Annotated in this window: 18 protein-coding genes and 1 pseudogene; 4 read left to right on the top strand and 15 right to left on the bottom strand. The window is 64.2% G+C overall.

Annotation, left to right across the window (positions count from 1 at the left end; genetic code table 11):
• From BJ994_RS03890 to BJ994_RS03820, 15 genes and pseudogenes are all read right to left on the bottom strand, one after another.
• The gene (locus BJ994_RS03890) at positions 1 to 651 is read right to left on the bottom strand and encodes a DUF501 domain-containing protein (protein ID WP_342450270.1); all 651 of its coding nucleotides are present in this window, start codon (positions 649 to 651) and stop codon (positions 1 to 3) included.
• Between the two features lie 42 nt (positions 652 to 693).
• On the bottom strand, positions 694 to 1,395 hold the full coding sequence (locus tag BJ994_RS03885; RefSeq protein WP_167991670.1) for an FtsB family cell division protein: 702 nt from the start codon (positions 1,393 to 1,395) through the stop codon (positions 694 to 696).
• A 92-nt stretch (positions 1,396 to 1,487) separates the two neighbouring features.
• Positions 1,488 to 2,768 (bottom strand): phosphopyruvate hydratase, encoded by a 1,281-nt coding sequence (eno, locus tag BJ994_RS03880; RefSeq protein ID WP_167991668.1) that lies wholly within the window; start codon positions 2,766 to 2,768, stop codon positions 1,488 to 1,490.
• Positions 2,769 to 2,906: 138 nt separating this feature from the next.
• A complete protein-coding gene (locus tag BJ994_RS03875) occupies positions 2,907 to 3,611 on the bottom strand; it encodes a MazG nucleotide pyrophosphohydrolase domain-containing protein (protein WP_245192243.1) in 705 nt (234 codons plus the stop codon).
• Complete coding sequence (locus BJ994_RS03870) at positions 3,608 to 4,741, bottom strand: adenosine deaminase (protein WP_167995830.1); 1,134 nt, start codon at positions 4,739 to 4,741, stop codon at positions 3,608 to 3,610. The genes BJ994_RS03875 and BJ994_RS03870 overlap by 4 nt, the downstream gene beginning before the upstream one ends.
• Before the next feature lie 222 nt (positions 4,742 to 4,963).
• Positions 4,964 to 5,575: pseudogene (locus BJ994_RS03865) on the bottom strand (DedA family protein); the annotation flags it as partial.
• Positions 5,576 to 5,824: 249 nt separating this feature from the next.
• Positions 5,825 to 7,111 carry a thymidine phosphorylase gene (locus BJ994_RS03860; protein ID WP_167991663.1) on the bottom strand — a complete coding sequence of 429 codons (1,287 nt, stop codon included), beginning with the start codon at positions 7,109 to 7,111 and terminating at the stop codon, positions 5,825 to 5,827.
• Positions 7,108 to 7,566: a cytidine deaminase gene (locus BJ994_RS03855; RefSeq protein ID WP_167991661.1), complete on the bottom strand. Its 459-nt coding sequence runs from the start codon at positions 7,564 to 7,566 to the stop codon at positions 7,108 to 7,110. The genes BJ994_RS03860 and BJ994_RS03855 overlap by 4 nt, the downstream gene beginning before the upstream one ends.
• A 4-nt stretch (positions 7,567 to 7,570) precedes the next feature.
• Positions 7,571 to 8,851, bottom strand: a complete 1,281-nt coding sequence (locus tag BJ994_RS03850; protein ID WP_167991658.1) for an ABC transporter permease — start codon at positions 8,849 to 8,851, stop codon at positions 7,571 to 7,573.
• On the bottom strand, positions 8,848 to 10,143 hold the full coding sequence (locus tag BJ994_RS03845) for an ABC transporter permease (RefSeq protein ID WP_167995829.1): 1,296 nt from the start codon (positions 10,141 to 10,143) through the stop codon (positions 8,848 to 8,850). Before BJ994_RS03845 ends, BJ994_RS03850 begins: the two co-directional genes overlap by 4 nt.
• A 53-nt stretch (positions 10,144 to 10,196) precedes the next feature.
• On the bottom strand, positions 10,197 to 11,933 hold the full coding sequence (locus BJ994_RS03840; RefSeq protein WP_167991654.1) for an ATP-binding cassette domain-containing protein: 1,737 nt from the start codon (positions 11,931 to 11,933) through the stop codon (positions 10,197 to 10,199).
• 152 nt (positions 11,934 to 12,085) lie between these two features.
• Positions 12,086 to 13,162: a BMP family lipoprotein gene (locus tag BJ994_RS03835; RefSeq protein ID WP_167991651.1), complete on the bottom strand. Its 1,077-nt coding sequence runs from the start codon at positions 13,160 to 13,162 to the stop codon at positions 12,086 to 12,088.
• A 270-nt stretch (positions 13,163 to 13,432) separates the two neighbouring features.
• Positions 13,433 to 14,467, bottom strand: a complete 1,035-nt coding sequence (locus BJ994_RS03830; RefSeq protein WP_342450268.1) for an LLM class flavin-dependent oxidoreductase — start codon at positions 14,465 to 14,467, stop codon at positions 13,433 to 13,435.
• Between the two features lie 66 nt (positions 14,468 to 14,533).
• Positions 14,534 to 15,739, bottom strand: coding sequence for an amidohydrolase (locus BJ994_RS03825; protein WP_167991647.1), 1,206 nt, complete (start codon positions 15,737 to 15,739; stop codon positions 14,534 to 14,536).
• A gap of 66 nt (positions 15,740 to 15,805) precedes the next feature.
• Positions 15,806 to 16,927: a mannose-1-phosphate guanylyltransferase gene (locus BJ994_RS03820; RefSeq protein WP_167991645.1), complete on the bottom strand. Its 1,122-nt coding sequence runs from the start codon at positions 16,925 to 16,927 to the stop codon at positions 15,806 to 15,808.
• A gap of 225 nt (positions 16,928 to 17,152) precedes the next feature.
• Between BJ994_RS03820 and sdhC the strand changes: the two genes are divergently transcribed.
• From sdhC to BJ994_RS03800, 4 genes are all read left to right on the top strand, one after another.
• Positions 17,153 to 17,533 (top strand): succinate dehydrogenase, cytochrome b556 subunit, encoded by a 381-nt coding sequence (gene sdhC, locus BJ994_RS03815; protein ID WP_167991643.1) that lies wholly within the window; start codon positions 17,153 to 17,155, stop codon positions 17,531 to 17,533.
• A gap of 3 nt (positions 17,534 to 17,536) precedes the next feature.
• Positions 17,537 to 18,004, top strand: coding sequence for a succinate dehydrogenase hydrophobic membrane anchor subunit (locus BJ994_RS03810; protein ID WP_167991641.1), 468 nt, complete (start codon positions 17,537 to 17,539; stop codon positions 18,002 to 18,004).
• Between the two features lie 65 nt (positions 18,005 to 18,069).
• Positions 18,070 to 19,848 carry a succinate dehydrogenase flavoprotein subunit gene (gene sdhA / locus BJ994_RS03805; protein WP_167991639.1) on the top strand — a complete coding sequence of 593 codons (1,779 nt, stop codon included), beginning with the start codon at positions 18,070 to 18,072 and terminating at the stop codon, positions 19,846 to 19,848.
• Complete coding sequence (locus BJ994_RS03800; RefSeq protein WP_167991636.1) at positions 19,848 to 20,636, top strand: succinate dehydrogenase iron-sulfur subunit; 789 nt, start codon at positions 19,848 to 19,850, stop codon at positions 20,634 to 20,636. The genes sdhA and BJ994_RS03800 overlap by 1 nt, the downstream gene beginning before the upstream one ends.
• Positions 20,637 to 20,693: the final 57 nt, after the last annotated feature.

Below are 20,693 nucleotides of genomic sequence, written 5' to 3'. Positions count from 1 at the left end.
TCAGGCCTTCCCTTCACCGGTTCGGCGTTCGGCGCGTTTCCTGTCCAGTTCCTCCGGGCTCAGCCCCTGCGTCTTCACATGCCGGCTAAGGTCTCGGACCGGCGCAACGCCCGTGGTGTCCCACGCTCCGTGGCATTGGCACCGGTCAGGTGTCCACCATTCAACGATCGCCGCGAGCGCCTCATCCCCGAGCGGGTTGACGCCCGGACCTGCGGCAAGCGAGTGACCCACCAGGACGTGGAGGCATTTGACGCGGCCAGGCATCCCGCCCGCCGAAACGCCGTCGATCTCCGGCACGGCGCCAATCCCGCTGCGGGTGCCTACCTCCGCGCGGGCCCGCAGGTACGCTTCGTGGGCTTCCCGATACCGGGCCGCGAGGGCTTCGTCCTGCTCCAGGCGCGCTGTCATCTCGGCCATGGTTCCCGCCGCTTCCAGCCGCGAAACCGCTGCGGTGATAACGGGATGCGTTAGGTAGTACGTGGTGGGAAAGGGGATTCCGTTCGCAAGCCGTGGAGCGGTGGTCGCAACCAGCGGGTTGCCGCACACACAGCGTGCGCCGATTTCGACGACGTCACGCACCGGGCGTCCCAACTGCCGGCTCAGCGTCTCCAAATCAGCCGCGGTGGGCGCGAGCGCGTTCGGTTCCGTCACGGCGGTCCTTCCTGTGGCTGTGTACTCCTGCACAGACCAAGGTTAGTCGGTGGCCGCCCGCTCCACAGATTCCCACAGGGCGTCCGCCCACGGCAGGTCCTGCGGCGCCGCCGCTGACTGCTGTTCCTCGGATGGCTCAATGTCAGTGCCGCCCTTGACGAGATAGCGGGTCTCTCCCGGCATGACGAGGAACAGCCTGTCCCTCGCCTGCTGCCGAATGTAAGCAGGATCATCCCACCGGGCGATCTGCGTCTGCAGGTTCCCCTGCTCCTGTTCGAGCGCGGTGATCCGCTCCTGCAGCGCTTCGGTCTCCGCCCGCTGCTGAAGGTACGTACGGATGGAAGGTGCCAGCAGCACGGTGATCGTGATCAGTACGACAGCGAGTGCCAACAGCCTGCCGGAAAAGGCTTTGGCAGGGATCGGCTCAGCGTCCTCGGCTGGAACGATCGCGCGCTCCGAGGAGCGGCGGAAAGGCGTCCTGGCGGTTCGGATTGCGCCGGCGAGCTGGGAACGCTCCGCGGCACGATTCTCCGAGGGTGATGTCTTCTTCCGTTGTGCTCCGCTGTCTGCCTTATGAGGAGTCTGCGGGGCTTTGCCCGCGTCTTTCCCGGCTGCGCTGTGGTGGCTGGCTTGCTTGCCGGTCTGCGTTGAAGCGCCCTGGGCGCCAGGGCGCTTCAACGGTGGTGACTCTCGCTGCCCGCCGGTTCGCACGGTGCGCGGAACGCTGGGGCGTCGGGTGGACATCGGGCTCCTTGCTCACGCTTCGCTGTTCCATCAGAGCCTTCAACTGCTGACGGCTACCTGCTTAACGAGGGTAGCGCCCGATGCCCCGCCGATCAGGCAGTGAAACGCGGGAAAGCAGAACGGCCGGCGTAACGTGCGGCGTCGTCCAGCTCTTCCTCGATGCGCAGCAGCTGGTTGTACTTTGCGACGCGTTCGGAGCGTGCGGGAGCGCCGGTCTTGATCTGGCCTGCGTTGGTGGCCACGCAGATGTCCGCGATCGTGGTGTCCTCGGTTTCGCCGGAACGGTGCGAGGTGATGGTGGTGTAGCCGGAGCGCTGAGCCAGGGAGATGGCGTCGAGCGTCTCGCTGAGGGTGCCGATCTGGTTGACCTTCACGAGCAGCGAGTTGCCGGTGTCTGCCTTGATGCCGCGCTCGAGGCGCGTCGGGTTGGTGACAAACAGGTCATCGCCCACAAGCTGGACCTTCTCGCCAAGGGACTCGGTGAGCACCTTCCAGCCTTCCCAGTCTTCCTCGTCCAGCGGATCCTCGATGGAGACCAGCGGGTAGTCGCGGACCAGCTCCTCGTAGTAGGAGCGCATCGCGGCGGAATCGAGCGTCTTGCCCTCGAAGTGGTACGCGCCGTCCTTGTAGAACTCGGATGCAGCCACGTCGAGTGCGAAAGCGATATCGGTTCCCGGCTTGTAGCCCGCACGCTCAATGGCGGAGGTGATCAGGTCCAGGGCGTCGCGGTTGGACGGCAGGTTCGGAGCGAAGCCGCCCTCGTCGCCAAGACCGGTAGCCAGACCCTTCTCGTTCAATACCTTCTTCAGCTCGTGGTAGACCTCAACGCCCCAGCGCAGGCCCTCGGAGTAGGACTCGGCACCCAGCGGAACGATCATGAATTCCTGGATGTCGACGTCGGAATCGGCGTGCGAACCGCCGTTCAGGATGTTCATCAGGGGTACGGGCAGAACGTGCGCGTTCGGGCCTCCCAGGTAGCGGTACAGCGGGAGTGCGGAGGACTCAGCTGCGGCGCGCGCAATGGCCAGGGAAACACCGAGCATTGAATTCGCGCCGAGGTTGGACTTGTTCTCGGTGCCGTCCAGGTCGATCATCGCCTGGTCAATGGCACGCTGGTCCCCTGCGTCGAAGCCCAGGAGCGCAGGCTGGATCTGCTCGATGACGGCCTCAACGGCCTGCAGTACGCCTTTGCCGAGGTAGCGGTCCTTGTCACCGTCACGGCGTTCGTTCGCTTCGAACGCACCGGTGGATGCACCCGAGGGTACGGCTGCGCGGCCGAAAGTGTCGTCGTCGAGCAGTACCTCAACCTCAACCGTGGGATTTCCGCGGGAGTCGAGGATTTCACGTGCGTGGATGGCATCAATGATCGCCATGGAATTGCTCCTGTTCTTGGGCTTTCGTGGAAACTTCTTCAGGTACGGACAGTGCAAAGCGTGCGCACCGCTGTAACAAGCCGGTTTACACAGCATCTTCGCGGGGGATTCGGTACTCAGCCTAGTTCAAAGCAGCGGTCAATGAGCGTCCGTGACGTTGCCTGATTCCCGCCTCAAGGCAGCACCCGCGTACTCATCCTGGTAGCGGCGCACCGCCAGCCTCAGCGCGCGCTCCGGGTCCAGGCCGGAGTCCACGGCACCGTGCACCAGGTCTAGCAGCACACTGCCGAGTTCCTCCTCGGAGGTTAGGCCGGGCGCAGCGGTCGCAGGAGTGCCGATGTGTCCGCCGTCGCGCCTGGCGCGGGTCACAGACTTCGCAGCGAGCGCAAGCGCGGGTAGGTGCGCCGGAATGCTCTCGAATGGAGAGGTCGCTTCCGGTTTCTCAGCGCGCTTGCGACGGTGCCACTCCGCTTCAATCTCCTGAATCGTAGCGCCGGCTTCAGGCTTCAGCTCCCCCTCCGTTGTGAACACGTGCGAGTTTCGCCGGATCATTTTGGCGGTCAGGCCCTCGACGACGTCGGTGATCCGGAAGGAGCCACGTTCTTCCTGCAGCCTCGCGTGAAGCACCACCTGCAGGAGGACGTCGCCCAGTTCCGCGCGCAACTCGTCGGCGTTGTCAGGCCCCTCGATCACCTCGAGCAACTCGTAGCACTCCTCGACGAGGTACTCCGCGAGGGACTCGTGCGTCAGCTCGCCCATCCATGGGCAGCGTTCGCGCAGCAACCCAATTACTTCCACGAGGCGCTCAAAGGCAGCGCCCGGCGTTCGTGCGGCTACGCTCATGCCCCGCTGGCGGAGTCGTACCCCTGGCCAATGAGTTCGGCGAGTGCGGTGCGGCTCTCCAACGGCAGGAAGGCGGCTTCAACGGCGTTCAGGGTGAGTTCAAGGAGATCATCGAGATCGTAGTCGAAGGTCTCGACGAGCAGTTCGAACTCATCCGTAAGGGTGACGCCGCTCATCAGGCGGTTATCGGTGTTCACCGTGATGTTGAAGCCGAGCTGGTAGAGCAGGTCAATCGGGTGGCTTGTGATGTCCTTGCCGAAGGCCTCGATCGCACCGGTTTGCAGGTTCGACGAGGGGCAGACCTCCAACGGAATGCCGCGGTCGCGTACCCAGGCGGCAACCCTGCCGAGTGTCGCCATGCCCACGCCGGCTTCGGGACCGGTGGCGGCGTCGTCGTACTCCACCGTGATGTCCTCGGCGATGCGCACGCCGTGCCCAAGGCGCAGGGCGCGGCCGCTGACGAGCGCGTCAACAATGCTCTCGATTCCGGCAGCCTCGCCGGCGTGGACCGTCGCTGGGAACTGGTGCTGCGCGAGGTAGGTGAAAGCGTCTGCGAGGCGGGATGGCGGGAACCCATCCTCGGCACCGGCGATGTCGAAGCCCACCGCGCCGCGGTCACGGTGGCGGACGGCGAGCTCGGCGATCTCCAAACCACGGTCCGCGTGGCGCATGGCGGTGATCAGCTGGCCCACCTGGATGGTGCGCCCGGTAGCGGCCACGGCTTCCACCCCGGCGTCGAGGCCCTCCTGCACCGCCTCCACCGCTTCGTCGAGGGTCAGGCCCTTCGCGAGGTGCTGTTCCGGTGCCCAGCGCACCTCGCCGTACACCACGCCGTCGTCAGCCAGGTCCTCCACGAACTCCCGGGCCACGCGGGAGAGCCCCTCGCGGGTCTGCATGACCGCGATCGTGTGGTCGAAAGTCTCAAGGTAGCGGACCAGGGACCCGGAGTTCGCAGAATCCCGGAACCATTCGCCGAGCGCTACGGAATCCGTCGAGGGCAGCTGGTGGCCGGCGGCTTCGGCCAGCTCGATAATGGTGGCAGGACGGAGCCCACCGTCGAGGTGGTCATGCAGCGAAACCTTGGGCAGGCTCCGGATGTCAAAGGTGATGTCAGTGGCAAGGGAAGTCATAGGTTCAGTCACAGGCCAAGACTACGCGCCACGAAGCAGCCTGGCACACCGTGCAGTTGCGGGCGGAAATCAGGCGCGATTACCCGGGTCGACGGCGGCGGTGGCGCACTCAGCCTCCAGCACCTCAGGCGCTACGGCCCCTGCCTCCATGCCCTCTCCGGGATCCGTTACGGGGTCCGTCACGAAGGTGGTGGCGGGTTGCCGGGGATGGAGGGGCTCCGGGCGCTGCCGGACGGGAGTGGATCCGCGGACGGCGCTGATGACGCGGTCCACAATGAAACCGAGCACTACGGCGACGGCGATCGCCACCATCACGCCCAGCAGGTGGTTATCCTCGAACCAGGCGCCGGCGAGTGCGCCGATGCCCACCGAATAGCTGCCCCACGCGATGGCGGAAATGCCGGTGAGGGCAACGAACCGTCGTCGTGAGTAGCCGGTTGCGCCCGCTGTGAGGTTCACCGCCACCCGGCCGAACGGAATGAAGCGGGCCACGAGGATGAGGGAGGCGGCGCGTTTCTCCAGTTCGTAGCCTGCCCATTCGAAGGCCTTCTGCGAGCGTGGCCTGCGCATCCAGGCGAACCGCTTGGTACCGATACCCCTGCCCATCAGGTAGGCGATGTTGTCGCCTACGAAGGCGCCCAACGCGGCCACCAGGATCAGCAGCCAGCTGTTGGGAACGCCCTGGGTGATCACGAGCGAAGCCAATCCCACCACTACGGATTCGCTGGGGAACGGCGGGAAGAAGCCGTCAACCGTGCAGCACACGAATACCAGGAGGTAGACCCACGGCTGCTCCGCGGTGCTGAGGATGAAGTCACTCAGCCCACTCGTCACAGCAGTGATCGCTTCCACAGTGCTCCTTGGATAGTTGGCTTTCGGTGCCGCAGCAGCCCGATGCGGCACATCTAACGATGCCAGTATCGATTCGGTGCCACCATGGGGTTTCCCCCTGAGAGACCCCCGGCTCCAGCCTTTCTCCAAGGTTAGGGTTTAAGCGCAGACCCCCGCGTCGCCCGAAGGGCTGATCTTGTCACCACGGATAGTCCCCCTGCGGTATGACCCGTCAACGCGATGGGTTGCCGGTCAGGCGATGCGGTCGATGATGAGCTGCTGGGACGGCCTGGATCCATCCGGCGCAATTACGACGGCGGTTTCCAGCGCCTCGCGCGCACGCGCAAACTTCTCCGGGGTGTCAGTCAGGAGCGTCATCAGCGGTTCGCCGGCGCGGACGTGGGCGCCCGGCTTGGCGTGGAGCCGCACCCCTGCCCCAGCCTGGACAGCGTCCTCCTTCCGCGCGCGGCCGGCACCAAGGCGCCAGGCCGCAACGCCGACGGCGAGCGCATCGAGTTCAACCAGAACGCCGTCGGCCGGCGCATACACCGTTTCCGATTCCTTGGCGACGGGAAGTGCGGCACGCGGATCCCCGCCCTGTGCCTCGATCATCCGGTTCCAGACGTCCATTGCGCGGCCGTCCCTGAGCGCCTGGGCTGGATCGGCGTCGTTCATGCCGGCGCTGCTGAGCATCTCCTGAGCCAGCCTGACGGTGAGTTCAACGACGTCGTCCGGTCCGCCACCGGCGAGCACCTCGACGGATTCCTCCACCTCAATTGCGTTACCCGCGGTCAGCCCCAGCGGCGTGGACATGTTGGTCAGGAGTGCAACGGTCTTCACGCCGGCGTCAGTACCGAGTGCCACCATGGTTTCGGCGAGCTCGCGAGCCTGTGCCTCATCCTTCATGAAGGCACCGCTGCCGACCTTCACGTCGAGAACCAGCGAGCCGGTCCCCTCGGCGATCTTCTTGCTCATGATCGAGGAGGCGATGAGCGGAATGGCTTCGACGGTACCCGTCACGTCCCGCAGCGCGTAAAGCTTCTTGTCTGCCGGTGCCAGGCCTGCACCGGCAGCACAGATGACGGCGCCGACGTCGGCAAGCTGGGCCATCATCTCGTCATTGGAGAGCTGCGCCCGCCACCCGGGAATGGACTCGAGCTTGTCGAGGGTTCCACCGGTGTGGCCAAGGCCCCTACCGGACAATTGCGGCACCGCAACGCCGAACACGGCAACCAGCGGCGCCAGCGGCAGCGTGATCTTGTCCCCTACCCCGCCTGTGGAGTGCTTGTCGCTTGTGGCCTTCCCAAGCGCCGAGAAGTCCATCCGCTCGCCGCTGGCGATCATCGCGGCGGTCCAGCGGGAGATCTCCGCGCGGTCCATGCCGTTCAGCAGGATGGCCATGTTCAGCGCGGCCATCTGCTCGTCGGCAATAGCACCACGGGTATAGGCATCGATGGTCCAGTCGATCTGGGCCGGGCTCAGCGTCCCTCTATCTCGCTTGATCCGGATGATGTCGACGGCGTCGAAATTTTCGGTCATGGTGCGCTTCCTGTCCAGGCGGTGCCTGCTTCAGTAAGGTTCTGCGGCCCGAAGGCATCCGGCAGCACCTCATCCATGGTCTTGATACCGCTGACTGTCATCAGCAACATGCCGGGTGCCCGGAACTCGTACAGCAATTGCCGGCACCGCCCGCACGGCATGAGCGCATTGCCCTCGCCGTCCACGCAGCTGAAAGCGGCCAGCTTCCCGCCGCCCGTCATCTGCAACGCGCTGACCAGGGAGCATTCCGCGCAGAGCGTGAGCCCGTAGGACGCGTTCTCCACGTTGCAGCCGGAAACTATACGCCCGTCCTCGGTGAGTGCGGCTGCCCCCACCGGGAACCTTGAGTACGGGACGTAGGCCTTGCGCATCGCCTCCGTCGCGGCCTTGCGGAGTTCCGCCCAGGGAATGTCCTCGCGCGTGCCGCCGCCCGTCGTCGTCGTTGTTGTGGTCATGTTGTTATTCCTTGACGTATGGGGTGCCGCTTGCGGCGGGTGGTCGGGACCGGCCGACGAGTCCGGCGACGGCGGCGATGGTCACGATGTAGGGGAGCATGGCCAGGAATTGGCTTGGTACGTCCGTGCCGATGATCGAGAGCACAAAGCGGAGGTTGGTGGCGAAACCGAACAGGAGGGCTGCGAAGAACGCTCCGATGGGGTTCCAGCGCCCGAAGATCAGTGCTGCGAGGGCGATGTAGCCTTGGCCGGCCGTCATGTCGCGGGTGAAGGTGCTGACCGAGACGAGGGTGAAGAAAGCGCCGCCGAAGCCGGCTACCGCTCCACCGAGCAGGACGTTGAAGAATCGGGTGGAGTTGACTTTGATGCCCATGGTGTCCGCGGCCTGCGGGTGCTCTCCGACGGCGCGCACCCGAAGGCCCCACCGGGTGCGGTAGAGCCCAAGCCAGATGATGATCACGGCGGCGTACATGATGTAGCCGACGATGGTCTGGTTGAACAGGATGGGTCCGATCACCGGGATGTCCGCGAGCAGCGGTATGCGCACGTCGGGCAGGCTCGGTGGTGAGTTGAAGGTTTCCGAGTCGCGGCTGAGCAGCGTTGAGGCCAGGAACCCGGTCAGGCCGGAGACCAACACGTTCAACACCACGCCGACGATGATCTGGTTCACCAGGTACTTGATGCTGAACAGTGCCAGGACCAGGGACACGAGTACCCCGGCGAACGCCGCCGCGAACAAGCCGACGTAGGCGTTGCCGGACACCGATGCGGCGACCGCGGCGGCGAACGCGCCGGAGAGCAGTTGGCCCTCGATAGCGATGTTCACGACACCGACCCGCTCACACAGGACACCGGAGAGGGAACCGAAGATCAGCGGGATCGCCAGGGTCACCGAACCTGCCACCAGGCCGGCCAGGGAAATGGTGGGCCGGTCCGCGATGCCCACCACCCAGGTGAGGAAACCGACAACGAACAGGACCGCATACGCGATACCGAACCAGCGGTTGATCTTCTCACCCTTGCGGGCCTGCAGGAACGAATACACGGTGATACCGGCCAGGGCAACCGCTACAACCCAGCCCACAACGTTCGCGGGCAACACCAGGTCCGCGAGACGGAACCGGTCCGAATCATCCGAGACACGGAAAACAGCGGTGGTTGCGGGGCCACCGAGGGCGAAGACGATCAGCGCTGCCAGCGCGCCGATGCCGAAGCCGATGGGCGCCTTCCAGCTGCGGCCGGCCCCTGAGACGCGGGTATCGGTCACGGTTGCTGCCATGCTCATGCTGCACCTCCGGCGGCGCCCTGGTTTACGGTGGCTTTCCGGTTTTTGCGGTTTTTGTGGTTACCGGTCTTCTTGCGGTCGATCCGGAAGATCGCCTTCACCAGCGGTGGGGCGGCGATGAACAGGACGATCAGCGACTGCACCACCAGGACAATATCGATGGGTGTTCCGGTGAGGGTCTGCATCTGCACCCCGCCGGCCCGGAAGGCACCGAAGAGGACACCGGCCGCGAACACACCCCACGGGTGCGAGCGGCCCAACAACGCCACCGTAATGGCGTCGAAGCCGAAACTCGCGGCGATCCCGGCCGTCAGGACCTGCTCGGTGCCCGCGACCTGTGCTACACCGGCCAGGCCGGCCAGCCCGCCGGCGAGCATCATCACGACGACGTAACCCTTGGTCACGCTGATCCCCGCGGTCCGGGCAGCGAACGGGTTGGCGCCGACCGCACGCAGTTCGAACCCGACGGTGGAGCGGTTGAGCAGCCACCACACGCCGTAGGTCGCGGCCACGGCGATCAGGAAACCGAGGTGGAGCCGGAACTGCGGGCCCAGGATCTGCGGGAACACCGCCGTTTCATCGAGCCGGGGGCTGATCGGGTTCGCCGAGCCCGGGTTCTGGAAGAACGGGGTGGTCAGGAAGTATCCGACGAGGTTGATCGCGATGTAGTTCAGCATGATCGTCACGATCACCTCATGCGCCCCGGCGCGTGCCTTGAGGATGCCCGGGATCAGCCCCCACAACGCACCGCCGATGAAGCCCGCGATCACCACGAACAACAGGTGGATACCGAAGGGCAGGTGCCAGGAGAAACCGATCCAGCCTGCGAACATCGCCCCGAGGATGATCTGGCCCTGCGCGCCGATATTAAACAGACCCGCCCGGAACGCCACAGCCACACCAAGCCCGGCCAGGACCAGCGGCGTCGCCACGGTCAGGGTTTCGGTCAACGGACGGAACATCAACGCCAACGAATCAGCGCGCGGGTTGAACACCGCCCCCTGGAACAACGCCACGTAGGCGCCGCTGGCAGCTTCCCACGCCGCGGCCAGCGTGTCCGTCGGACGGCTGAAGAAATACGACGACGCCGCCGCGACATCCTCATCGGTGAAGGCAATAAGGATCCCACCCAGGATGATCGAAAGGACGACGGCGAGGATCGCCACCAGCGAAGAGCCGCTGACGATGCTCTGCAGTACCCCGCGTCCGCGGTCGTGGTCCTCCTGGGGTGCCGGCGTCGTATCGCCGGTGCCGGGTGCGGGAGGCGGTGCCGCCGTGCTTTCGGCAGCCATGTTCTCAGCGGCCGTGTTCTCGGCAGCGGTGTTGGAACCACGGTTATCAGCACTCACTGGCCATCCTCCCTCGACGCCGCAGCGCGACGCCCGTGCCCCGTCACCGGGTCGTTAGTATCGTCTCTTTCACGCGCCGGCGCACCGGTCTCGTTCTCATGGGCGGCGCCGTCTGCATTGCCTGCTGCATTGTCGGCTGTATTGTCTGCTGCATTGTCGGCTGTATTGTCTGCTGCGTTGTTGTCTGTATTGTCTGTGGGCGTGGTCTGGTCCGGGTCTTGCCGTAAGGCTTCTTCGGCGGTCATGCCTGCCATCATGAGGCCGAGGACGTCGCGGGAGGTGCCCCCGGGAACAACTCCCATCAGCTGCCCGCCATGCAGCACGGCGATGCGGTCTGCCAGTTCGCTGATCTCATCCAGTTCGGTCGAGACGATCATGACCGGGGTGCCGGAGTCACGCTCAGCCACGATCCGCTTGTGCAGGAACTCGATCGAGCCGACATCCACGCCGCGGGTGGGCTGGGACGCAATGAAAAGGTTCAACGGCCGGGATAGTTCCCGCGCCAGGACCACCTTCTGCTGATTACCGCCCGAGAGCGTACTCACCGGCGCTTCGGCGCTCTGCGTACGGACGTCGAACTCAGCGACCTTCTCCTGCGCGTTCTTCAGCACCACGGCCGGCTTCATCGCCAGACCCTTCGCGAAGGGTGCCTCGTTATACCAGTTCAGGATCATGTTCTCCGCGATGGAGAAACTACCCACCAACCCGTCAACCTTCCGATCCTCGGGCACAAACCCCACACCCTCGCGGATGATGTCCTTCACCCGCTTACCCAGCAACTCCTTACCGCCCAGCTGGACGGAGCCCGTGGCATGCGGGTGCAATCCCAGGACCGCTTCGGTCAGCTCTGTCTGCCCGTTTCCCTGCACACCGGCGACCGCGACGATCTCACCCTGGGCGATCTCGAAGCTCACACCGTCAACAAGTTTCTGACCACTCGGGCCCTCTACCGTGAGGTCACGGACCTGGAACGTGGTTTCACCGGGTGTGGCAGGTGCCTTGTTCAGGCTCAGGCTCACCTGCCGTCCCACCATCATCGACGCGAGGTCACCAGTACTCGCGGTCGGCTCGACCGTGCCAACGACGGCGCCGCGGCGGATCACCGTGATGACGTCCGAAACGGCCTTGACCTCGCGCAGCTTGTGGGAGATGAAAACAATAGCCGTGCCACCGGTCTTCAGTTCCTCGATGATCTGGATCAGCTCATCCGTCTCCTGCGGTGTGAGGACCGCGGTGGGTTCATCCAGGATCAACACCTCGGCCTTACGCACCAACGCTTTGATGATCTCCACCCGCTGCTGGACACCCACGGGGAGGTCCTCGACGAGGGCATCGGGATCAACGTCGAACCCGTAACGATCGGAAATCTCGCGGATACGCTCACGTGTCTTACCGAGATCAAGAACGCCGCCGGCCTTGGTGTACTCGTTTCCGAGCGCCACGTTCTCTGCCACGGTGAAGACAGGGATAAGCATGAAGTGCTGGTGGACCATGCCGATTCCTGCGGCCATGGCATCTCCGGGACCGCGGAAAGTCACCGGCTTGCCATCCACAAGGATGCGACCCTCGGACGGCTCATACAGTCCGTAGAGCACGTTCATCAGCGTGGACTTGCCCGCGCCGTTTTCCCCGAGGAGGCAGTGCACCTGGCCGGGGTTCACCACCAGATCAATATTGTCATTGGCAACAAGGGACCCAAATCGCTTGGTGATTCCCTGCAGTTCGAGTTTCACAACCCCAACCAACCTGTCCTATAGGAGGTATCTGGACGGTACCCGGTGAGCACCCTCCAAGGATTCCAATTTCAACCGTAGCGCGAAACACGCCGCCCGCTCCTTGGGTCCGTTGGACCTTTTGGGAGCGGGCGGCGCGTTCTACTGCGGTGTTACTGGGGGCTTGCCTCAGACTCGACGGTGATGTCGCCGGAGATGATGCTCGCCTTGATTTCCTCGAGTTCAGCTGCCATCTCGTCAGACACGGCTTCTTCCTGGTCGTGGAACGGAGCAAGTGCAACGCCGCCGTTTTCAAGGGTGCCGACGTACGGCTCGGGGCTGAAGTTGCCTTCGACGTCCTCGGTAATGACCTGCTCGACTGCCTCGCCCATGAGCTTCATGACAGAGGTGAGGATGTATTCAGTGCCGGACTCGACGGTCAGGAAGCCGTCGGAGTCAACCCAGATGACCTTGTTGGTGCCGCCGTCTGTATTGGCTTCCTCTACGGCTTCGATGGTGCCGAGGCCGACGGGGCCGGCTACCGGCATGATGATGTCCGCGCCCTCATTGATGAAGTTCTGCGTGTTGGTCTTACCTGCAGCCTGGTTCTCGAAGTCACCGATGAACGTGCCGGTCTGTGCTTCCTTGTCCCACCCGAGGAGCTGGACATCGGCGTCCTTCTGCTCGTTGTAATAAGCAACACCGTCAGCGAAACCATCCATGAAAATGGTCACGGTAGGAATCTGGATACCCCCGTAAGTTGCCACCCTGCCCGTCTCGCTGGTTCCGGCAGCCAGATAACCGGCCATGAACGCGGCCTGAGCCGTGTCATAGATGATCGGCTTGACGTTCGGCAGGTCAATCTGCGCATCATCGACGATAGCGAAATTGGTGTCCGGGTTGGCTTCAGCGGCCTCCGCCGTGGTCGCCGACAACAGGAACCCGACCGTCACGATCAGATCGCAGCCGGAGGTGACCATTGAGTTCACGTTCGGGGTGAAGTCTGTCTCCGCCTGGGATTCTGCCTCCTGGGTGTCGATGCCCAGCGCTTCTTCAGCCGCGAGCAGACCCTCGTACGCCGACTGGTTGAACGACTGATCGTCGAAACCGCCAGAGTCCGAAACGATGCAACCGGTGTAATCACTCGCGCCGGCCACGGGATCAGATCCTCCACCACCATCAGTTTCCGCCGGCGGCGCACCGCAGCCTGCGAGAAGAAGGGCTGCTGCTCCCAGTGCTGCAACGGACATACCCGTGCGGCGCCCTATCAAGCTCCGTGAATTCTTCAATGTTCCTCCGATAAGAAATTAGCCCACGACCTAGATCCCAATGAGTGTCCGTTTGCGATGCCTTCATTGGCATCGAAGCTCTGTTTTCATTGATATTCGTGGCGCCGGTCCCGCCTCAATCGGGACTCGATGATGCAGCTTACTCTAACGGGGAGTGACCGGGCACACTACCAAAACCCGCCTCGGGCACCCATATTGTTCAAGTTTTGTTACCTACGGGTAAGTTCCGTTTCAACGGGTTGCCGTAGCGAGGTCCCACGCGGCACTCAGGTGGGCCAGGGAATCAACCCGGCTGCCGACGTCGTACGTTGTTCCGGTGATCATCAGCTCCTGCGCACCGGTGATTTCCACCAACTCATCCAGCCGCGCCGTGACCTGCCCAGGAGTGCCGACCGTTTTGATCGCGGGGAGGTGCTGGAGCATCGTCTGCTCCTGCTCCGTCAGGACGCGCTCCGCGGCCTCCTGCGGGGACACAATGGGAGCGGGCCGCCCGGAACGCAGGGACAGTGCCATGACCTGCGCCGGACCGGCGAGGTACCGGGCTTCCTCCTCGGTTTCGGCGGTGAGGGCGGAGGTCGCAAGCATTGCATAGGGTTCCGCGAGCACCGGCGAGGGCTGGAAATTGGACCGGTACAACCGCATGACGGCCGCCGGGTCCTCGTTCCCGAAGTGGTGGGCGTAGCTGTACCGCAGTCCCAGCATCCCGGCCAGCTGGGCGGAGTATCCGCTGGATCCGAGGAGCCAGACTTCAGGGAACGACGACGGTGCGGGAGTGGCTGCCAGCCTCGCCGCCCTCTCGGGCGTGCGGTTATCCCCCAAGAGTGCGAGGACCTCGAGCACGTGTTGGGGGAACTCTTCCACGCCGAGTCCATCCACCTGGCGGCGCAAGGCCATCGCGGTCATCTGGTCAGTTCCAGGGGCGCGGCCGATGCCAAGGTCCACACGTCCGGGCTGAAGGGCTTCGAGCAGCGCGAACTGCTCCGCGACAACAAACGGGGCATGGTTGGGCAGCATGACCCCGCCGGACCCGAGGCGAATCCGCTCGGTGTGCGCTCCGAGGTGGGCGATCAGGACCGCCGGGCTCGTGGATGCCACGGAGGGCATGTTGTGGTGCTCCGCCACCCAGAACCGGGTGAACCCCAGACGATCGGCTTCAACGGCGAGCCGGGTGCTGTCGGCGAGGGCCTGGGCGCTGGTTCGGCCGACGCCAACAGTCGCGAGGTCGAGGACGGACAGGGGGACACGGTTTCCGGTGGAGCTGCTCACGTGTTGTGCCAACCGGACTTCGGGCGTACGCATTCCCGGCGGAGGCCGGAGTGTTCGTTCAAGCCCCTAGTGGCGCAGGCCGAGCACAGCGCGCATCGCTGCGGCCGCCATCACACGGACGCCGCAGCCGATAGCGTGTTCATCCGGAATGTAGTCTCCACGATGCAGGTCATAGGTCTCGCCACCATGGCTGCGCGTTCCCAGCCGCATCATTGCGCCGGGTACCTTCTGGGTCATCCAGGCGAAATCTTCCCCGCCCATCGACTGCGGTGTCAGCACCACTGCTTCAGGTCCCAGCTCCGCCCGGGCAGCGGCCTCGATCAGGCCGGTCTCAGCCTCGGTGTTCACCACGGGAGGGACGCCGCGGGTGTGTTCGATCTTCACCTCGACGCCGAACGGTGCCGCCAACTGCCGTACGGTGTGGTCCATGAGGTCGCCGGCGGCTTCCCAGGCCTCGCCGTCAAGGCACCGCATGGTACCGGACATGAAGCCGTGGGCGGGAATCGCGTTCGGTGCGGAGCCGGCATGAATCTGGCCCCAGACAACCGACACGGCGCTGCGCACGTCGATCCGGCGGGACAGGACTGCGGGCACGTTCGCGGCAATATGGGCGAGGGCGAAGACGAGGTCCTCGGTCAGGTGCGGGCGGGAGGTATGGCCGCCGCGGCCACTCAGTTCAACCCGGACTGTGTCGGAGGCCGACGTGATCGCACCGATGCGCGTGCCAACCAGTCCGACGTCGATGCGCGGGTCGCAGTGCAGCGCGAGGATGCGCGGCACCTCGTCGAGGACGCCCTGGGCGATGACATCCAGCGCACCTCCGGGCATGGTTTCCTCGGCGGGCTGGAAGATGACCCGAATCCGCCCGCTGAGGGGTGACTCTGCGTCGATCTTGGCCAGTACGAGTGCGACGCCGAGCATCACGGTGGTGTGGATATCGTGGCCGCAGGCGTGGGCAATGCCCGTATTCGTCGATGAGTACGGCAGGTCTGTTTCCTCAAGGATGGGCAGCGCATCAATATCCGCGCGCAGGCCGATCCTCAGCTCCCCCTGGCCGATGTCCACGAACAGGCCGGTGTTCTCCAGCCGCTTGGGCTGCAGGCCGGCTGCCTCCAGACGCTCTACGAGCCGGTCTGTGGTGCGGTACTCCTTGTGCGAGAGCTCGGGATTTGCGTGAAGGTCACGCCGGAACCTGGTCAGCTCATCCAGCAGCGGCGCTACCCACACTCCGATCTGGGGAACAACGAGGGGTTCGGTGGGAGTCTTCTGCACTCGTCCAGCCTATCCAACGGTGATGGGACAGCCCCAACCGGGCGTCATTGTGCGTCGCCGGCGCGCCTAAAGGACGTCGACGTCGCCGCTCGCCCTGAGGGACTCGACCGCCTTCTTCACTTCCTGGGCGTGTTCCTTGGTGGTCACCAGCAGTGCGTCGGGGGTATCGACGATGACGACGTCGTCGATTCCGATCAGCGCGATCACCCGCTTCGTATCGGAAACCACGATCCCGGAAGCGTTCTCCGAGAAGACCCTCGCGCCCTCCCCCATCACCGTGAGTTCACTGTTCTCCATCGCGGGGTTGAGCCTGCCGATAGCAGCGAAGTCGCCGACGTCGTCCCAGCTGAAGTTCCCGGGGATCATGGCGACGTCACCCGCCGCGGCGGCAGGTTCGGCAACCGCGTAGTCGATGGCGATCTTCGGGAGCGTGGGCCACACGCGGCGCGCCACTTCATTACGGGAGCGGGTGTCCCAGGCCTCGGCGATCTCCGTCAGCCCGGCATACAGGGTGGGCTCGTTGGCTTCGAGGTGTTTGAGCATCAGGGCCACCGGGGCCACGAACATACCTGCGTTCCAGCTGTACTTGCCACTGTCCAGGTACTCTCGCGCAACCCCGACGGACGGCTTCTCGACGAATTCGATGACGGAATGGGCGCTGGGGGCCGACGCGATGCTCAGCGCTTCACCGGCCCGAATGTAGCCGAAGCCCGTCGACGGGTGCGTGGGACGGATACCGATCGTGACGATGTATCCCTCGGCAGCGGTGTAAACGGCTTCGCGGACGGCAGCCTGGAACTCCTCGACCGGTGCGATCACCTGGTCGGCAGCGAAGGATCCCATGATGGTGTCCGGATCGCGCCGGTAGAGAATGGCGGCCGCGAGACCGATCGCCGCACCCGAGTCTTTGGGCTCGCTCTCGAGGACAAGGTTCGAATCCTTCAGCTCCGGCAGCTGACGAAGCACGGCCCGGCGGTGCGCCTTACCCGTGACCACCATGATCCGCTTACCGCTCAGGGGGTGGAGCCGCTCGAAGGTGGCGCGGATCAGCGTGCTGCCGGACCCCGTGAGGTCGTGCAGGAACTTGGGGGCGGCCGCCCTGGACAGGGGCCACAGTCTGGTTCCGGTGCCGCCGGCCGGGATCACACCGTGAAAGCGGTCCAGTGGGCTGTGCTCTGAAGTACTCATCGATCCCACATTAATGCAGGGAAGCCTCCGCGCTCGACTGGAAGCCGTACTTACCGTGTTCAAGGGCCACTTTGCCCTGTTAACAAAGTCACAGCGTAGGGCGCCCTAAATTGAACACCCCCGGCGCGGAACCTAGATTAGGCTTGTTTGAAGAGTGCTCTCGCTTAGGCGACATTGCAGCGCGGAAGACGCGCTGACGTCCAGGCGACACAGGGAGGTTTTTCAGTGTCGAAGACACCAGCAGGCACCCTTTACCGCGGCCGTGAAGGCCAGTGGTCCTGGGTTGCGCATCGTATTACCGGCGTCGTGATCTTCTTTTTCCTACTGGTGCATGTGCTCGACACCTCGCTGGTACGGGTTTCACCCGAGGCTTACAACGTCGTCATCGAGTCCTACAAGAACCCCCTCATGGGCCTCGGAGAGCTGGGACTGGTCGCAGCGATCGTCTTCCACGCCTTCAACGGACTTCGCGTGGTTCTCGTGGACTTCTGGAAAAAGGGTCCGAAGTACCAGCGCCAGATGCTGTGGGCGGTTGTCGGGCTCTGGGCGGTCACCATGATCGCCTTCTCTATCCGCCATCTCTCTGTGGTATTCGGAGGTCACTAAGCCATGGCAGCTCCCATTGTTGAAACACCGCGTTCAGGCCGTATTTCTCCCCAGTACCGGCGCAGCGGCTCCTCCAAGGGCAACTTCGAAATGTTCGCGTGGCTGTTCATGCGGCTCTCCGGTGTTGTCCTGGTTGTCCTGATCTTCGTCCACCTCTGGACCAGCATGATCGCGGGTGACGGCATCGAGGGTGTCGACTTCGGTTTTGTGGCCGGCAAGTGGGCTGATCCCCTGTGGCAGGTCTGGGACCTGGTCATGCTTTGGCTTGCGATGCTGCACGGCACCAACGGCGTCCGCGTCATCATCAACGACTACGCGGAGAAGGACTCCACCCGGTTCTGGCTGAAGAGCGTTCTCTACGTGGCCACCGTCGTCATCGTCGTGCTGGGCACCCTGGTGATTTTCACCTTTGACCCCTGCCCTGTCATCAACGGCGTTCCGCACGTGGCGGATTACTGCCCGGCACCTTAGCTGCCGCCTCGGGCCTTCGCCCGCCCCCTAGATATCGACTGGATTTCGACAGAAAGAGCACAGGTATGCAGGTCCACAAGTACGACGTCGTTATTGTTGGCGCCGGCGGCGCCGGCATGCGCGCCGCGATCGAATCCGGCCAGCGCGCAAGGACGGCTGTACTGACCAAGCTCTACCCCACGCGTTCGCACACCGGTGCGGCGCAGGGCGGTATGTGTGCAGCGCTCGCCAATGTCGAAGAGGACAACTGGGAGTGGCACACCTTCGACACCGTCAAGGGCGGCGACTACCTCGTTGACCAGGACGCCGCCGAGGTAATGGCGAAGGAAGCCATCGACGCCGTGCTGGACCTTGAGAAGATGGGGCTGCCCTTCAACCGCACGCCCGAAGGCCGGATCGACCAGCGCCGTTTCGGTGGCCACACCCGGGACCACGGCAAGGCTCCCGTCCGCCGCGCCTGCTATGCCGCGGACCGCACCGGCCACATGATCCTGCAAACGCTGTACCAGAACTGCGTGAAGCACAACGTCGAGTTCTTCAACGAGTACTACGTACTGGACATGCTCACGGTGGATGAGGAAGTCACCGTCGAAGGCAAGACGCGCATTCAGAAGCGTGTTGCCGGCGTCGTTTCGTATGACCTCGCCACCGGTGAACTGCACGTCTTCCAGGCAAAGTCCGTTGTCTTTGCCTCCGGCGGCGTGGGCAAGGTCTTCAAGACCACCTCCAATGCACACACTCTCACCGGCGACGGCATGGGCATCGCCTTCCGCCGTGGAATCCCGCTCGAGGACATGGAGTTCTTCCAGTTCCACCCCACCGGACTGGCTGGGCTGGGAATCCTGCTCTCAGAGGCGGCCCGAGGCGAAGGCGCGATCCTGCGCAACTCCGAGGGTGAGCGTTTCATGGAACGCTATGCCCCCACCATCAAGGACCTCGCTCCCCGCGACATCGTGGCCCGTTCCATGGCCAACGAAGTGCGCGAAGGCCGCGGCGCCGGGCCGAACAAGGACTATGTCCTGCTGGACCTGACCCACCTCGAGCCCGCGCACATCGACGCCAAGCTGCCGGACATCACCGAGTTTGCGCGCACCTACCTCGGCGTCGAGCCCTACACAGAGCCGGTTCCCGTCTTCCCGACGGCGCACTACGCGATGGGCGGGATTCCCACCAACATCAAGGCCGAGGTCCTTCAGGACAATGACACCGTTGTGCCGGGCCTCTATGCCGCCGGCGAGGTCGCCTGCGTCTCCGTGCACGGCTCAAACCGCCTTGGCACCAACTCGCTGCTGGACATCAACGTCTTCGGTAAGCGCGCGGGCATCGCGGCCGCCGAGTACGCCACAACCGCAGAGTTCGTCGAAATCCCCGACAACCCGCTGGTCGAGACCGAGCGCCTCCTGGACACCATGCGGAGCTCGGAGGGCGGGGAGCGCGTTGCGCAGATCCGTCAGGAACTGCAGGACATCATGGACGCCAACGTCCAGGTTTTCCGTACCGAGCAGACGTTGAAGGAAGCCCTCGAAGTCATCGACAAACTTGAGGAGCGCTACACCCGCGTAACCGTCCAGGACAAGGGCAAGCGCTTCAACCTTGATCTCCTCGAAGCAGTGGAGCTGGGCTTCCTGCTGGACATGGCCAAGGTCATGACAGCAGCGGCCCTGCACCGCCAGGAGTCCCGCGGCGGCCACTTCCGCGAGGACTTCCCGGAGCGCGACGACGAGAATTTCATGACCCATTCCATGGCCTACAAGGATGCCTCCGCCACTGAAACCAGCGGGGTGCGCCTTGAGACCAAACCGGTAGTCTTCACCCGTTACCAGCCCATGGAGCGTAAGTACTAATGAGCACCGAAACTGTCGAAAAAGAACCGGCCTCCAAGGTTGACCTCGCTCCCGGTGTTGGCGGCGGCGGAGAAATCCCCACCTTCGACATCACGCTGAAGGTCCGCCGCTACAACCCCGAGGTCTCCGATGAGGTGCACTGGGACGAGTGGAAGCTCACCATGTACGGCACGGACCGCGTGCTGGATGCACTGCACAAGGTCAAATGGGAGCACGACGGCACGGTCTCGTTCCGCCGCTCCTGCGCGCACGGTGTCTGCGGCTCGGATGCCATGCGCATCAACGGGCGCAACCGCCTGGCGTGCAAGACCCTGCTGAAGGACCTGGACACTTCCAAGCCCATCCTCGTGGAACCCATCAAGGGCCTTCCGGTCGAGAAGGACCTGATCGTGGACATGGAGCCGTTCTTCCAGTCCTACCGGGAGATCATGCCGTTCCTCGTAAACCGGGGACACGAGCCAACGCGTGAACGTCTGCAGTCCGCCGAGGAACGTGAACGCTTCGACGACACCACCAAGTGCATCCTCTGCGCCGCGTGCACCTCGTCCTGCCCGGTCTTCTGGACGGACGGCCAGTATTTCGGCCCTGCGGCGATCGTCAATGCGCACCGCTTCATCTTCGATTCCCGTGACGACGCCGGCGACATGCGCCTGGAAATCCTCAACGACAAGGAAGGCGTGTGGCGCTGCCGCACCACCTTCAACTGTTCCGAGGCCTGCCCCCGCGGCATCCAGGTCACCCAGGCCATCGCAGAGGTCAAGCAAGCCATCCTGACCCGCAAGATCTAGTCTAAAACAGTACGACGACGGCGCGTGGCCCCGTGAGGTAGCCACGCGCCGTCGTCG

It is taken from the genome of Arthrobacter pigmenti (genome assembly GCF_011927905.1).
GTDB classification, from domain to species: domain Bacteria; phylum Actinomycetota; class Actinomycetes; order Actinomycetales; family Micrococcaceae; genus Arthrobacter_D; species Arthrobacter_D pigmenti.
This window is presented reverse-complemented; position numbering and strand designations above follow the sequence as displayed.

What these genes read in the sequence shown, in the direction of transcription:
- BJ994_RS03885 (WP_167991670.1), bottom strand. Translation starts at nt 1,395, where the DNA reads ATGTCCACCCGACGCCCCAGCGTTCCGCGCACCGTGCGAACCGGCGGG.
- eno (WP_167991668.1), bottom strand. Translation starts at nt 2,768, where the DNA reads ATGGCGATCATTGATGCCATCCACGCACGTGAAATCCTCGACTCCCGC.
- BJ994_RS03875 (WP_245192243.1), bottom strand. Translation starts at nt 3,611, where the DNA reads ATGAGCGTAGCCGCACGAACGCCGGGCGCTGCCTTTGAGCGCCTCGTG.
- BJ994_RS03870 (WP_167995830.1), bottom strand. Translation starts at nt 4,741, where the DNA reads ATGACTTCCCTTGCCACTGACATCACCTTTGACATCCGGAGCCTGCCC.
- BJ994_RS03860 (WP_167991663.1), bottom strand. Translation starts at nt 7,111, where the DNA reads ATGACCGAAAATTTCGACGCCGTCGACATCATCCGGATCAAGCGAGAT.
- BJ994_RS03855 (WP_167991661.1), bottom strand. Translation starts at nt 7,566, where the DNA reads ATGACCACAACAACGACGACGACGGGCGGCGGCACGCGCGAGGACATT.
- BJ994_RS03850 (WP_167991658.1), bottom strand. Translation starts at nt 8,851, where the DNA reads ATGAGCATGGCAGCAACCGTGACCGATACCCGCGTCTCAGGGGCCGGC.
- BJ994_RS03845 (WP_167995829.1), bottom strand. Translation starts at nt 10,143, where the DNA reads ATGGCTGCCGAAAGCACGGCGGCACCGCCTCCCGCACCCGGCACCGGC.
- BJ994_RS03835 (WP_167991651.1), bottom strand. Translation starts at nt 13,162, where the DNA reads ATGTCCGTTGCAGCACTGGGAGCAGCAGCCCTTCTTCTCGCAGGCTGC.
- BJ994_RS03820 (WP_167991645.1), bottom strand. Translation starts at nt 16,927, where the DNA reads ATGAGTACTTCAGAGCACAGCCCACTGGACCGCTTTCACGGTGTGATC.
- BJ994_RS03810 (WP_167991641.1), top strand. Translation starts at nt 17,537, where the DNA reads ATGGCAGCTCCCATTGTTGAAACACCGCGTTCAGGCCGTATTTCTCCC.
- sdhA (WP_167991639.1), top strand. Translation starts at nt 18,070, where the DNA reads ATGCAGGTCCACAAGTACGACGTCGTTATTGTTGGCGCCGGCGGCGCC.
- BJ994_RS03800 (WP_167991636.1), top strand. Translation starts at nt 19,848, where the DNA reads ATGAGCACCGAAACTGTCGAAAAAGAACCGGCCTCCAAGGTTGACCTC.